Origin of the sequence: Marinobacterium nitratireducens (assembly GCF_014645375.1) — a bacterium.
In the GTDB taxonomy this organism is placed as follows: Bacteria; Pseudomonadota; Gammaproteobacteria; order Pseudomonadales; family Balneatricaceae; genus Marinobacterium_A; species Marinobacterium_A nitratireducens.
Genome location: NZ_BMLT01000001.1, coordinates 228,732 through 243,085 on the forward strand (window position 1 = coordinate 228,732; position 14,354 = coordinate 243,085).

At 63.2% G+C, this 14,354-nt stretch carries 11 protein-coding genes; 4 read left to right on the forward strand and 7 right to left on the reverse strand.

Annotated elements, in window-relative coordinates:
* Positions 1-144: 144 nt before the first annotated feature.
* Positions 145-1,068: a DMT family transporter gene (locus IEX85_RS01025; RefSeq protein ID WP_188857447.1), complete on the reverse strand. Its 924-nt coding sequence runs from the start codon at positions 1,066-1,068 to the stop codon at positions 145-147.
* 140 nt (positions 1,069-1,208) lie between these two features.
* Complete coding sequence (gene ccoG / locus IEX85_RS01030; RefSeq protein ID WP_188857448.1) at positions 1,209-2,567, reverse strand: cytochrome c oxidase accessory protein CcoG; 1,359 nt, start codon at positions 2,565-2,567, stop codon at positions 1,209-1,211.
* A 97-nt stretch (positions 2,568-2,664) separates the two neighbouring features.
* Here ccoG and IEX85_RS01035 point away from each other — a divergent pair, with 97 nt between their 5' ends.
* The 3 genes from IEX85_RS01035 (at position 2,665) to IEX85_RS01045 (ending at position 6,352) form a co-directional block, all read left to right on the forward strand.
* A complete protein-coding gene (locus tag IEX85_RS01035) occupies positions 2,665-4,065 on the forward strand; it encodes an aminotransferase-like domain-containing protein (protein ID WP_188857449.1) in 1,401 nt (466 codons plus the stop codon).
* A 104-nt stretch (positions 4,066-4,169) separates the two neighbouring features.
* A complete protein-coding gene (gene nirA / locus IEX85_RS01040; protein ID WP_188857450.1) occupies positions 4,170-5,852 on the forward strand; it encodes a nitrite reductase NirA in 1,683 nt (560 codons plus the stop codon).
* Positions 5,849-6,352: a DUF934 domain-containing protein gene (locus IEX85_RS01045; RefSeq protein ID WP_188857451.1), complete on the forward strand. Its 504-nt coding sequence runs from the start codon at positions 5,849-5,851 to the stop codon at positions 6,350-6,352. The genes nirA and IEX85_RS01045 overlap by 4 nt, the downstream gene beginning before the upstream one ends.
* A gap of 51 nt (positions 6,353-6,403) precedes the next feature.
* Here the strand turns inward: IEX85_RS01045 and IEX85_RS01050 are convergent, their stop codons facing one another.
* The 5 genes from IEX85_RS01050 to IEX85_RS01070 form a co-directional block, all read right to left on the reverse strand.
* Positions 6,404-6,802 carry an acyl-CoA thioesterase gene (locus IEX85_RS01050; RefSeq protein ID WP_188857452.1) on the reverse strand — a complete coding sequence of 133 codons (399 nt, stop codon included), beginning with the start codon at positions 6,800-6,802 and terminating at the stop codon, positions 6,404-6,406.
* A gap of 131 nt (positions 6,803-6,933) precedes the next feature.
* Entirely contained in the window at positions 6,934-8,139 is a 1,206-nt protein-coding gene (pcaF, locus tag IEX85_RS01055; RefSeq protein WP_188857453.1) for a 3-oxoadipyl-CoA thiolase, read from the reverse strand.
* Positions 8,140-8,143: 4 nt separating this feature from the next.
* Complete coding sequence (locus tag IEX85_RS01060) at positions 8,144-10,222, reverse strand: 3-hydroxyacyl-CoA dehydrogenase NAD-binding domain-containing protein (protein ID WP_188857455.1); 2,079 nt, start codon at positions 10,220-10,222, stop codon at positions 8,144-8,146.
* A complete protein-coding gene (locus IEX85_RS01065; protein ID WP_188857457.1) occupies positions 10,215-12,341 on the reverse strand; it encodes an acetate--CoA ligase family protein in 2,127 nt (708 codons plus the stop codon). Before IEX85_RS01065 ends, IEX85_RS01060 begins: the two co-directional genes overlap by 8 nt.
* The gene (locus IEX85_RS01070; RefSeq protein ID WP_188857458.1) at positions 12,338-13,135 is read right to left on the reverse strand and encodes an enoyl-CoA hydratase/isomerase family protein; all 798 of its coding nucleotides are present in this window, start codon (positions 13,133-13,135) and stop codon (positions 12,338-12,340) included. Before IEX85_RS01070 ends, IEX85_RS01065 begins: the two co-directional genes overlap by 4 nt.
* A 690-nt stretch (positions 13,136-13,825) precedes the next feature.
* On the opposite strand from IEX85_RS01070, the gene IEX85_RS01075 reads away from it, so the two are divergent.
* Positions 13,826-14,353: a tripartite tricarboxylate transporter TctB family protein gene (locus IEX85_RS01075; protein WP_188857460.1), complete on the forward strand. Its 528-nt coding sequence runs from the start codon at positions 13,826-13,828 to the stop codon at positions 14,351-14,353.
* Position 14,354: the final 1 nt, after the last annotated feature.

The window sequence follows — 14,354 nt, forward strand, 5'->3', positions numbered from 1 at the left end:
AAAATGACGCCTAAATTGAGTTCCAGTTGCGGCAATTGCAAGTCACAGCGGCAATAAGGACTTAATCACAGCCTCCCTAGACTCGATTTCGGTTCAGGTACAAACAAGGTGTGTGATCTGAATCCAGAGTGAAAGGCTTTTGGATCAATGCTCGCGCGACAGCGTGGCCGAGAACTTGTTCTTCAACTTCCCTTGCCCTCCCAAAAGGATGAAAAGGCCGGATACGACAATCAGACCACACCCCAGAAACATCATGGAATCCAGCTGTTCGCCGAACAGGACAACGCCGAAGAATATGCCGAATATCAGCCGCGTGTACCTGAAGGGCGTCACGGCCGAAACCTCCCCGGTACGCATCGCCTTCATCAGCGCCGAATATGCCGTGACGCCAGCCAGGATGGCGCCCAGCAGGTAGAGAGAAGTTTCGAGGTCGGGCCGCACGAAAACCTCTGACTCCCAGAGCATAAAAGTGGCGCCAGCCGCTATAACAGCCAGAAAACCGTACAGCCCCAATACCAAGGTGCCAAGCGAGGCAGGGGCCGCGCGACTGGCAAGATCGCGACCGGCGAAGCCGAGCATGCCGATCACGGCAAGAACCGACGACGCCGTAAAACTGTCCGTTCCCGGACGAATAATGGCAATCACGCCTGCCAGTCCGACGACAATCGCGGCCCACCGCCGCCATCCCACTTTTTCGCCAAACAACATGGCCGCGCCGGCCACAACCACTATCGGTGTTGCCTGCAGTATCACCATTGCAACGGACAGCGGGCTTAACGTGATGGCGAGCACGTAAAACAGGCGGCCAAGAACCTCGAAGCCTGCACGGACGAGCATCGGGCGGGAAAAGACGTCTGCCGAGAGCAGCCTTTCCCGTTTGAGCACGGCCAGGCAGGCGAAGACCAGGGCGCCACCCGAGCCGAAGATGATGAGAATCTGACCGACAGGCAGCTTTTCGAATGCGGCCTTGACGAAGACATCCTCTATGGCGAAAGCCGCCATCGAAAACACCATCCAGAAACTACCCATCCTGTTGGCACGATGGTCGATTGCGATAACTTCGGTCATTGCCACCATTAACCTCGTTTCCGCCGGTATTCAGCCGGGCTGCCGACACCGTCATGCACAATAGGGGCGTAGATTGTGCAGCCGAACTGGATGCAGGCCAAAAGCAATGCTGTTTCGTGCATCAGAAAAGTCCCGCTTGTCTATTTGCGCTGGGTCAGGAAGGTCGTTTCCTTGGATGCCGAGGCCTGCTGACCCTCGAAACTGAAGGTCAATACGGAACGCGGCTGTTCGATATCGACTCCGCACACGCGGTACGGCAGCCAGGTCGAATTACTGTCGTTGAGGTCGATGTTTTCGGCGCCGAACAGCTCGAACCGGCCCGGTCCCTGAACCGAGACATTGATCAGTGATTGCCCCTCGGCAAAGCCTTCGACCTTGATTCGATAGTTGTTGCAGACGGTGTGTTCGTCCAGTTGGGTGAAGAGGGCGCCGCGATCGCGGCGGATTTCGACCAGCAGTTCGGTGGTGCCGGAAAAGCCCCAGAGTACGCCGCCGATGGCCGCGATGATCACGGCGCCATAACCGGCCAGACGGGGACGCAGCAAGCGCGGTTTTGCGCCGGCGAATTCTGCTTCGGATGCGAAGCGGATCAGCCCGGTCGGGCGCTTGAGCTTTGTCATGACGTCGTCGCAGGCATCGATACAGGCCGCGCAGTCGATGCAGGCGGCCTGCAGACCGTCGCGGATGTCGATGCCGGTGGGGCAGACCTGGACGCAGAGCCCGCAGTCGACGCAGTCGCCGGTGTCGGGGCCGGCATTGCGACGGCTCGCGCGGGGTTCGCCGCGGCCCTGATCATAGCTGACGGTGCGGGTTTCGGAGTCGAACATCACGCCCTGGAAGCGGGAATAGGGGCAGGCGTGCAGGCAGATCTTCTCGCGCACGAGCCCGGCGTTGGCATAGGTCAGTGCGGCCATGATCAGCATCCAGCCCCAGAGGGCGGGCGACATGTCGAGATTCACCGCATCGGCAACGATATCGCGGATCGGCACGAAATAACCGGTGAAGGTAACGGCGGTGGCGGTGGCCAGCAGGATCCAGAGCCCGTGCTTGGCGATACGGCGCAGCAGCAGCTCACCCTTGATCGGCTGCTGTTCCTGGCGGGCGCGCTGGCTGGCGCGCCCCTCGGTCAACTGCTCGATGCGGATGAAGAGCCAGGTCCAGATACTCTGTGGGCAGGCGAAGCCACACCAGACGCGCCCCCAGGCCACGGCGAGAAAGAACAGCAGGCTGGCGCCGGCAATCATCAGACCCGCCAGCAGCGGGAGATCGTGCCAGGAGAGGGCGCTGCCGAACAGGTAGATGCGCCGTTGTTCGAACGAGAACAGCAGCCAGGGCTGGCCGTCGATCTGTATCCAGGCCAGGCCGAAAAACAGCGCCAGCAGCGGCCAGCTGGTCAGTCGGCGCCAGTTCTGGAAACGCCCTTCGGTGAGGCGTACATGAAACTTGCCGTCCTGCGCAAACGGAGGCGTATAGTCCTGCACAACATCGATTTTTTCCATGGTAGCGGTCCGCAAGTGTGAAGTTGGGTGCAGCTTACCTTGGTGATTTGAATAGGATCAGGTATAAAAATAAGAAATTTGATAGGGACAGATCTAAGTGGATTACCGGTATCAACAACTGGAAAGCTGGCTGTTGCAGGGTCTACGGGAACAGCGCTGGCGACTTGGCGAGCGGCTACCCTCGATTCGCACCCTGTGCCAGACACAGGGCGTCTCGAAAGCCACGGTGCAGCATGCACTGCAGCGGCTCGAGGCGCAGGGTCTGGTCGAGGCCAGGCCCAAGGCCGGTTATTTCGTCACGCTTCAACCCAAGATGATCCGGGCGCCGCGCAACCGTGCTCAGGTAGAAGCCCCCCGTCCGGTGACGGTCAATGAGCTCTTTCTCGATGTCATGCGTCGCAGTGCGGCGTTCGACCTGCTGCCGGATCTGCATGCGGGCGAGGTGCCGCCGGGCATCGTGGCGCTTAATCGGGCGCTCGGGCGCGCGCTTCGCCGTCAGAAAGGCGACGATCACCAGTACTACGATGCGCCGGCAGGCGACCCCGCGCTACGCGAACAGCTTTCGCTGCATGCGGCGCGGCGCGGCTGGACGGTGTTGCCGGAGCAGCTCTGTATCACGTCGGGATGCCAGCATGCGCTTTTCCTCGCGCTGATGGCCTGCTGTCGTCGCGGCGACATCGTCGCCGTCGAGTCGCCGGGCTTTTACGGTGTGCTGCAGCTGCTGGAGCAGCTGGAGCTGCAGGTGGTCGAGGTACCGAGTTCCAGCGAACAGGGAATGGACATCGGTGCGTTGGAAGCCGCGCTGGGGCGCTGGGATATCAAGGCGTGCGTCGTATCACCGGCCTTTGCCACGCCGGGCGGTGCCCTGATGCCGGAAGGCGCGCGAAAACGTCTGCTGGCGCTGGCTGACCAGCATGACCTGGCGATCATCGAGGATGATATCTACGCCGATATCGCCTTCGGCCAGGTACCCGATCCGCTGAAGGCGCTGGACAGGTCCGACCGGGTGATACTGTGCAGTTCCTTTTCCAAAAGCCTGTCCCGCGACCTGCGCCTGGGATGGATAGCTGGCGCACGCTGGCATCAGAAGATCCTGCACCTGAAGCTGGTAACGCAACTGGCCAGCAGTCGCTACCAGCAGCAGGGGATCGCCGAGTTCATGCAGGACGGCAGTTATGCGGCCCATCTGCGTCGTCAACGCAACGCCTTGCGCACGCAACGGGATCGGTTGGTTGCGTCCCTGCATGCCTGGCCCGGGGAGATTCGCGTCAGTACGCCGCAGGGTGGCCTGGCCGTCTGGCTGGAACTGCCCGAGTCGGTCGATTCCCTTGCCGCCTACCCGGCGGCATTGCAGCAAGGCGTTGTGATCACGCCCGGCCCGTTGTTTTCGGTCTCGGGACAATTTCGTAATTGTCTGCGTATCAGTTACGCGCATCCCTGGGACGATCGCAGGATCACGGCTCTGGGTCAGCTGCCCGGGCTGCTGCTGGGCCACTGATCGATCATCTGTACCGATTGAGATTGCATTTTTTGAGCCTGCACCTGCGGTAGCGGTTTCATTACTCTGGCGACTTTCCAGGTGTTATCTCAGGAGCGGACAGAATGTACCGATACGATGAGTACGATCGCGCACTGGTCCAGGCGCGGGTCGAGCAGTTCCGCGACCAGGTGGCGCGGCGAATGAGTGGCGAGCTGAGCGAAGACGAATTTCTGCCGCTGCGGTTGCAGAATGGACTCTATCTGCAACGTCATGCCTACATGCTGCGGGTTGCGATTCCCTATGGCACCTTGTCGACGGCACAGCTGCGGACCCTTGCCCAAATCGCCGAGGTGTACGATCGCGGTTATGGCCATTTCACCACGCGGCAGAATATCCAGTTCAACTGGATCGAACTGGAGCAGGTGCCGGATATTCTGCAATTGCTGGCCGATTCGCAGATGCACGCGATTCAGACTTCCGGCAACTGCGTGCGCAATATCACCACCGAGGCTTTCGCCGGCGTTGCCGACGACGAGCTGCTGGATCCGCGCCCGCTGGCAGAGATCCTGCGCCAGTGGTCCACGGTCAACCCGGAGTTCCTCTATCTTCCGCGCAAGTTCAAGATCGCCATTTCGTCGTCAGAGACCGACCGGGCCGCGCTGCGTGCCCACGATATCGGTCTGTATCTCTACCGCGGCGAGGACGGCGAAATGCTGCTGCGCGTGATGGCCGGCGGCGGACTGGGACGGACACCCATCCTCAACGAGGCGATCCGTGAAGCGCTGCCGTGGCGACACCTGCTGACCTATGTCGAGGCGGTCCTGCGGGTCTATAACCGCCACGGGCGACGGGACAACAAATACAAGGCGCGGATCAAGATACTGGTGAAGTCCCTGGGCGTCGAAGCCTTTGCGGCCGAGGTCGAGCGGGAGTGGGAACAGATCCGCGACAGCGCCGGCGAACTGACCGGCGAGGAGTACGAACGGGTTGCCGAGGGGTTCAAGGCACCGAACTACCTGCGACTCGATGCCCTGGATCCGGCCTACGGTGCCTGGCTGGCGCGGGACCCGGGCTTTGCCCGTTGGACCCAGACCAATACCCGGCCGCACAAGATCACCGGCTATGCCTCCGTCTTGCTGTCGACCAAGCCCACTCAGGGTGCCGCGCCCGGGGATGTGACGGCGCCCCAGATGCGCGCAGTTGCCGACCTGGCGGACCGTTACGGCTTCGGCGAGCTCCGGGTGACGCACGAGCAGAACCTCGTACTGCCGGATATCCGCAAGTGCGATCTCTATCTGCTGTGGCAGGCGCTCGGGGATATTGGCCTGGCGACCCCGAATGTCGGCCTGCTGACGGATGTGATTGCCTGCCCCGGCGGCGATTACTGCAGCCTGGCCAGTACCCGATCGCTGCCGGTCGCGAAGGCGATCCAGGCCCGCTTCGACAACCTCGACTATCAGCACGACCTTGGCGATCTCAGCCTCAATATCTCCGGTTGCGTGAATGCCTGCGGACACCACCATATCGGCAATATCGGCATCCTGGGGGTCGACCGCAAGGGCGAGGAGTATTTCCAGATCACCATCGGCGGGGCCCAGGGCAAGGCCAGTGCGATCGGCAAGGTGATCGGGCCGTCGGTCCGGGCCGAGGAAGTACCGGACGTGATCGAACGCCTGCTGGCGACCTATCTGCATTATCGCGAGGACGAAGAAACCTTCATCGACACGCTGGAGCGCATCGGCCTGGCGCCTTTCAAGGAAGGTGCTTATGACCGGAACGGGATCGGACGGGAGGCAGGGGCATGAACAACCTGATCAGGATCGTCGATGGTGAGGCCAGGGTGGTCGAACGGGATCCCTGGCAAATCCGGGATGACAGCGACGCCACGGTGGCGGACTACGGGATTCTGCCGCTGGCGCGTTGGCAGGCGCTGACGGACGACGCCAAGACCAGGGCGGCTGTGCTGCTGGACCCGGATGACGACCCCGAGGTCCTGGTTCCCTGGCTGGACCGGATTGAACTCATAGCGCTGGCGTTTCCCAGCTTTCGCGACGGCAGGGCCTATACGCAGGCCGTGCTGCTGCGTTCGCGCCTCGGGTTCGAGGGGGATCTTCGCGCGGTGGGTGACGTGTTGCGCGATCAGTTGGCGGCGATGCGCCACTGTGGATTCAGTTCTTTCGCGGTAAGAGATGACCGTTCTGCGGAGGACGCCCTGAAAGGGTTGCACAACTTCGATCAGATCTATGCACGCTCGGTGCTGAGTCCCGAGCCTCTGTTCAGGAGACGGGGCGCCGCAGGCGCATAGGAGTGGAGTCGATATCCGGGAGCCGGCAAATAAACTTGCCGGCGTTCCCGATCACCCGGCATCGGCCAGAAGATACGAAGCCAGCAGAGATCTTTCACGGTCAGGTACCCGTACCGGCCTGCGGGTCTCCATATCCAGCGTGACGACGGTGGTGCGAGCCTGCACGCAGCACTGCTCCTTCTGCCAGAGTTCCTGGACGAAGCAGATGGAGCTGTTACCGATCTTTTCCACGGCCGTTCTGGCCGTCACCAGGGCACCCCAGTGCAGCTCGCGGCTGAAGTCGACGTTCAGGTTGACGACCACGGTCGGTACGCGGGAGCCCAACTCCTCGCGAAACAATGCCGCCCGCCCATCGGCCAGCCAGACGGGGATGACGGTATTGTTGATATGGCCGCGCATATCGGTTTCGCTGAAGCGTGGCTTGATGGATGCCTCGAAGTAGGGCGGCATGGCGCTGTCCTCAAAGTGGTGAGCCAGGGAACCCGGCGGATCAGCAAGGAGATCGGCCGGGTTGAGCTGGATGGCAATCCCTGGTTGCTGCCGTTTGACGTGGCAGCGCCCAGGGCGCGCGATTTCGGCGGTCAGACTCGCTCGATGATCAGGGCGATCCCCTGTCCGACGCCGACGCACATGCTGCAGAGCCCGTAGCGACCCTTCTGGTGTTCCAGCTGGTTCAGTGCGGTGGTGACCAGGCGTGCGCCGGATGCCCCCAGCGGATGGCCGATGGCGATGGCACCGCCGTTGGGATTGACCCGGGGATCGTCGTCCCGCAGCCCCAGACGTCGGCAGACGGCAATGGCCTGCGACGCGAAGGCCTCGTTAAACTCGATCACGTCCATCTGATCCAGGCTCAGGCCGGTCAGCTGCAGCACTTTCTCGACAGCCGGGACAGGGCCCATGCCCATCACCCGGGGGGCGACGCCGGCGGTCGCCATGGCGACGATGCGGGCGCGCGGCTTCAGCCCGTAGCGGTCGACCGCCGTGGCGCCGGCCATCAGCAGGGCGCAGGCGCCGTCGTTGATGCCGGAGGCGTTGCCGGCGGTCACGGTACCGCCGTCCCTGGCAACGCCCTTCAGGGCACCGAGTCCGTCCAGTGAGGTATCCGGGCGTGGATGCTCGTCCCGGCTGATAACCTGATCGGGTTTGCGCGGCTGTTTGACGGTGACCTTCATCACCTCGCTGGCGAAGAAGCCTGCCTCCTGGGCCTGCTGCCAGCGCTGCTGGCTGCGCAGTGCGAAGGCGTCCTGGTCCTCGCGCGAGACGCCTTCCTCTTCGGCGACGTTCTCGGCGGTCAGTGTCAGGGCGTCGACGCCGTACATGGCCTTCATTTTCGGATTGACCAGGCGCCAGCCGATGGTGGTGTCTTCCAGTTGCTGATTACGCGCGAACGCCTTGTCGGCCTTGGCCAGTACGAAGGGAGAGCGGCTCATGCTTTCGACCCCGCCGGCGATCATCAGCTGAGCCTCGCCGCAGCGCAGGGCGCGGGCGGCGCTGCCGACGGCGTCGAGGCCGGAACCGCACAGGCGATTGATCGTCGAGCCGGGCACCGTGATCGGCAGGCCCGCCAGCAGGGCGGACATGCGGGCGACGTTGCGGTTGTCCTCGCCGGCCTGGTTGGCGCAGCCGTAGATCACGTCGTCGATCAGGCTCCAGTCGAGATCCGGGTTGCGGATCATCAGTTCCTGGATTGGCAGCGCGCCCAGATCATCGGTACGAATCGATGACAGGCCGCCGTTGAAACGGCCAAAGGGGGTGCGGATCGCGTCGCAAATATAAGCGTCTGTCATCTTTTCACTCCTGAGCCGTCTTGGCGTCGAGGGTTATCAGGGTTGCATCGCCCCGTTCCTGGCCTTTGCCGCTGACGGCGACAAGTCGGTCGAGGGCGGCATTGAGCGCGTCCGCCTCCATCTGGCGGGCGATGAAGATCGGGCCGCCGCGCCAGCGCGGAAAGCCATAGCCATGCGCGAGGGCGATATCGATATCCTCGGGACGCTGGCAGACGCCTTCACCGAGCAGCAGCAGGGCCTCGTTGATCAGCGCCAGTACGGCGCGCTGCTGAATATCCCCGGCACTGAAGGCCTTGGGCTCGATGCCCTGATCCGCGCGGTAGCCGGCGATGATCCCGGCGACGTCGGGGTCGACAACCGGCCGGTTGTCGTCGTAGCGGTAGTAGCCCTTGCCGGTCTTGCGCCCGAGACGTCCGGCTTCGCAGATCAGGTCCGGAATGCCGACATAGCGCCGCAGGTGACGGCTGTCGGCGGTTTGCTGGCGCATCCTCCAGGCGATATCGAGCCCGGACATGTCGGCGACCTTGAACGGGCCCATGGCGAAACCGTAGGCCTCGATGGCGGCGTCGATCTGCTCGGGGCTGGCGCCTTCTTCGAGCATGAACTCGCACTGGCGGCGATAGGCGGCATAGAGCCGGTTGCCAACGAAGCCCCAGGCGTTGGCGACAACGATCGCCTTTTTCTTCAGCCGGCCGGCGAACGCCAGCGCCGCACAGAGGGTCTCTTCGCTGGTCGAATTGCTGCGCACCACTTCCAGCAACGACATGCGGTGGGCGGGGCTGAAGAAGTGCAGGCCGAGCACCCGTTCCGGGTGCGGGATCGCCGCCGCGATGGTGTCGATATCGAGATAGGAGGTATTGGTCGCCAGCAGGGTGTCCCTGGGCACGAGATCGGCCAGGGTACTGAACAGTGACTGCTTAGCGCCGAGGTCCTCGATAATGGCTTCGATCACCAGATCCGCATCGGCGACGACCTGAATATCCTGGCTCGGTGCCAGCCGGGCCAGGCGCGCATCGCATTGCTCGACGCTCAGGCGCTGGCGGCTGACGTCGCCCTCCAGTTCATTTCTGATGCGGTTTACGCCGGCATCGAGCGCGGCCGGGTTAAGCTCGAGCAGATCGACCCGGTAACCAGCATTCAATACGCAAAGGGCGATACCGCTGCCCATGGTGCCGGCGCCGATTACCGCGATGCGCTCGAGTGCCCGTGGTTGTACCGGCTGCTGCGGGACGAAGGGTTCGGCACGTTCGGCGAAGAACAGGTAGCGCAGGGCCTGCGCCGCATCGCTGCCGCGCAGGGTCAGGAACTGCGCGCGTTCTTGGGCGATCCCGTCGGCGAAGCTCAGCTCGCCTGCGGCAAGCACCACATCTGCTGCGACGGCCGCCGCCGGAAGGCCGCGGGCGCGGGTGACCAGTTTTTGTGCCTGAAACTCGAGTGCGGCCCGGTCGGCGGGCTCGACGGTCCGTGCGCTCAATGGCCGTTTGCCCCCACTGTAGCCCCGGGCAAAGCCCAGCACTTCAGCGTATTGGGCATCCGTATCGGTGGCGCTCAGCAGCTGATCGACCAGACCCAGCTCCCGGGCCCGGGTTGCGTTGACCGGCTTGCCGCTGACGATCATATCGAGCGCCGCGGGCAGGCCGATCGCGCGGGGCAGGCGCTGGGTGCCGCCGGCCCCCGGGATGATGCCAACCGTGACCTCGGGCATGCCGAGGGTGGCATCGGCCGTTGCCAGGCGCACGTCGCAGGCCAGCGCCAGTTCCAGCCCGCCGCCAAGGGTGTGTCCCCTGACGACGGCGATGACCGGCACCGGGCAGGCTTCGAGGGCTGCCGTGACCTGGGGCAGGGTGGGCTCGGTCGGTGCGTGCTCCAGCTCGCGCAGGTCCGCACCGGCCATCAGGTTGCGGCCGGCGCCGGTTAGCACGACGGCACGAGTGTGCGCGGCGTCGATGTCCGCGAGGGCGGACAGGATCCCCCTGCGCACCGCGTCGGTACTGCTGTTGACGGGGGGATTGTCGAGGGTGATGACGGCGACATCCCCCTCGTGCCGAAGGCGAACCTGGCCGCTGGTGCGTGGTTCAGCCATAGTGTCGTTCTCCTGCGCTGTCTTCAGCCCGCTCCTGCTCCAAGACCAGGACGGCGTCGGCGGCGACGACACCCTGGCCTTCCGGCAACACGAACAGCGGGTTGATTTCCGAGGTCAGGACCCGGTCGTTCAGTGCGGCGATCAGGGCCGAGAAATTGACGATGGCCTGGGCGAGCGCTTCGGTGTCACGGTGTACGGAGCCGCGGTAGCCATCGAGCAGCGGCCAGGTCGTCAGCTTCTGCATCATCGCCCGGGCCTGCTCCAGTGTCAGGCCGCCTTGCTCGGGCAACAGACACAGGGTCGTATCCTTGAACAATTCGGCGGTCACGCCGCCGGCGCCCAGCAGGATCGCCGTCCCCAGGGCGTCGCGATTGGCGCCGAGAATCAGCTCGTGACCGCCACCCACCATCGCCTCGACCAGGAACCGGTCCGGGCGCCGGCCCACATGGCGCGCCACATCCTCGATCATCTGTTCGAGACGCTCGCCGATGGTGTCGGCGTTCAGATGCAGCGCCACGCCGCCGATATCGCTCTTGTGCAGCAGCTCGGCGTCCAGCACCTTGAGGACCACCGGCTGCCCCAGTTCGCGCGCGGCCTGTACCGCTTCCTCGCGGCTGCTGACGACACGGCTTGCCGGTACCGGGATACCCGCCTGGCTGAACAGCGCCTTGGCGGTTGACTCATCGATCGAGCCCTCGCCAAGCCCCGTCATATCGGGCAGCGCGATGCCGGGTTCCGCCTGCCCGGCGAGCAGCGGCTGACCGGTGAAATGCAGCGCCTCGAGCACGGCGCTGCAGCTTTCCGGAGAGCTGAAGCCCGGGATGCCGGCGCTGTTCAGGCGTTTCAGCGTATCCGGTGCGTAGGGACTGACGTAGGCCAGCACCGGCTTGTCGTTGGTGTCCAGGCAGTCCTGGATGGCGCCGACCACGAGGTCGGGCATGGCCAGCCCGGAGGAACCGATGATCACGACCAGGGCGTCGTAGCTGTCGCTCGCCAGCAGGGTACGGATCGCCTGGCGCAGCAGTTCGGGCTGCAGGCCGGCCAGCGTCACGTCGATCGGGTTGCGGTCCAGGGCCGTGGGAGTATCGCCCTGCAGGGCGCGCAGCTTCTCGGCGGTGTCGGCGTCGGGTGCCGGGGTGTCGAAATGGTTCATCCCGAGGCTGTCGGCGATCAGCGTTCCGGCACCGCCGGTCGAGGTCAGGATCGCAACGCGGCGGCCTGCCAGCTTGCGACCGGCGACCAGCACTGCCGGAATGTCGAGGAACTCGTCGAAGGTGTTGGCGCGGATTACACCCAGTTCGCGGAAGAAGGCGTCGTAGACGCGGTCTTCACCGGCCAGCGCGCCGGTATGGGAGCTGGCTGCGCTGGCACCGGCCTCGGAGCGACCGATCTTGAACACCACCAGCGGCTTGCCGGCCTCACGGGCACGGATCGCCACTTCGCGGAACCGCTGCGGATTACGGATGCTTTCCAGATAGAGCGCGATCACCTTGGTGTTCTCGTCGTCCACCAGGTAGTCGATGAAGTCGCTGACCTCGAGATCCACCTCGTTGCTGGTGGAAATCAGCGACGACAGGCCGATACCACGGCCTGCCGCGCGGGAGAGCAGGGCGCCGAGAATGCCGCCGCTCTGGGAGACGACGGCGACGTGGCCGGCGGGCAGATCACTGACCTCGAGGGCGCCGCTGGCCGAGAGCGGAATACGCGCGGACAGGTTGACCAGGCCGATGGTATTCGGACCGAGGATGCGCATGGCGCCTGCGGCTTCTTTCAGTTCTTCCTGCAGATCCTGCCCGCCTTCACCCGCCTCGGCGAAGCCGCTGGCCAGGACGACGGCCGCCTTGCAACCCAGTTTTGCAAGGGAGCGGACGGCGTCGACACTGCGTTTGGCGTTGAGCAGCACCAGGCCTACATCCGGGGCCTCCGGCAAGGCTTCGACACTGGCATAGCAGGTCAGGCCCTGGATCTCGGTCGCTTTGGGGTTGACCGGGTAAATGGCGCCACTGAAACCGTGCTTCAGCAGGTAGGAGACCGGGCGGCCGGAGGTTTTGCTGTGATCGGCCGAGGCGCCGATGACGGCGATGCTTTTGGGGTTGAGCAGGGCGTCGAGCTGTTTCATTTGCCGGCCTCCTTGGCGCGATCGAGGAAAGCCTGTACCGAAGCGCGATGTTCCTCAGAGGTGTAACAGATACCCTGGGCCTTGCTGCCTTCGGCGAATACCTGGTGCTCGGACAGCTCATAGCTGCGGTTGATGATCGACTTGGTCAGGGCGATGGCGGTACGCGAACCGCTGCTCATTTCTTCGGCCATGGCCTTGGCGGTCGCCAGCAGACTGTCCGCCTCGCACAACTGGTCGGCGATACCTAGCTGAACGGCTTCCTCGGCTTCGACACGTCGGCCGCTGAAAATCAGGGCCTTGGCGCGCGCCAGTCCCACCCGGCGCGGCAGGAAGTACATACCGCCGCCATCGGGTACCAGGCCGCGGGCGATGTAAGCCCAGGTGAAGGTGGCGGGGCGCGCCGCCACGACAAGGTCGCAGGAGAGTGCCAGGTCGGCTCCGAGGCCTGCTGCGGCACCGTTGACCGCCGCGATGGTGGGAATCGGCAGGTTGAGCAGCAGGCTGGCGGCATAATGGACGCCCTGCTGGCGGTCCCAGCCGTTGAAGCCGACGGTGGCCGGGTCCGCTTCCATGCGCGTTTTCATGCCGGCGATATCGCCGCCCGCGCAGAATCCCTTGCCGCTCCCGGTGATGATCAGTGCGCGGACGCTGCGGTCGCGACGCAGGTTCTCCAGATGTTCTACCAGTTCAGCGCGCATGGCATCGCTCATGGCGTTGCGCTTTTCGGGCCGGTTGAGGGTCAGAATGGCAATACCACCTTCCTGCTGAAATTCGATGAGAGCGTCTTGACTCATGGCGGGCCTCTTTTTTCAGTAAAACCGATTCGAGTGTTATTTGAGATTGAGATGTTGAGCACAGAGGCGAGATCCTGATTGGTCACGGATACAATCGCCGTCGTTTCATCTGCTGGTCATCCCTGAAATCATTCTTGAATTTACGACTCCAGGGTGCAAATGAGTAAAGCGTCCGCCAGCGCTAACAAAAAGTTAGAGAATGAGTCGCAGTGGTTGGATGTTTCCAGACGGCATTGCCAAGTTTTGTTGTTAGCCTGACGTGCCAAGAGGTTCTACTTATTTGCACTTCAAGCCATGAAAACGGGCGCAGGTGCGCGGACATGCGGGTTTCCGTGCCAGTTCACACCGGCCTGCGGCCAATGATGATGCATCCCTAGCTTAATGTATTAACCCGCGTGTTAAGACGCACGTAGCAGGGGCTGTAGTAGGCCCCGGGTGGTTTTGCCCAACAGAAAGCTGCCCTGAGGCCCAATAAATACTCAGTTCAGTGGTAGGGTCGCTTCAGTCATAGTAGGAACCGTATTCAAGAGGCGTTGAATCTCGCCGGGCAACAGTTCGGATGGTGGGTTTTGGGCATCGAGTGCTTGGATGCACCGGGGAAGTGATTGCCTCGAACAATAACAATAGGTCCACGCACTCGCGTTGGCGTGGACGAAATCAGGACTAACGTCAGGTCCTGGGGAGGAGAGTATGAATTCGTCGACAGCATCGACTAGAAGCGTGCCTAAGGAACCGGTCGGCAGCCACCGCAAGCAAGAGGGTGTGCTCCAGGTTCCATTGGTGTGGCTGGAATTGCTGCTTGGTATCGTTTTGCTGATAGTCGTCGGTAGCTATCTATACGAGGCCGCAAAACTTCCCGATCCGATGAACCCCAAGGCTGTGGGGGCCGGCGATTTCCCGATGATGATAGCCATCGGAACCCTGGTCGCGGTATTTCTGATGTCCTGCCACGGCCTGGTGAAGATATTTAGCGAAAAGGAACACGAGCTGGTCGAACTCAGTCGGCCCCTCTCTGTGATTGTCGCGATTCTGGTGCTGGTCGGTATTGGCGCCTTCCTGGACTCCCTGGGGGCCATCATCGCGACGGCGGGGCTTTCCGCTTTGCTCATGTTGGCAGTGGGGGAGCGCAGACCGCTCCAGCTCATCGCCGTTCCATTGGGCCTGGCGCTTGGCCTCTATGTCATTTTCGTCCTCGCTCTCGGTGTCTATTTTCCTTAAG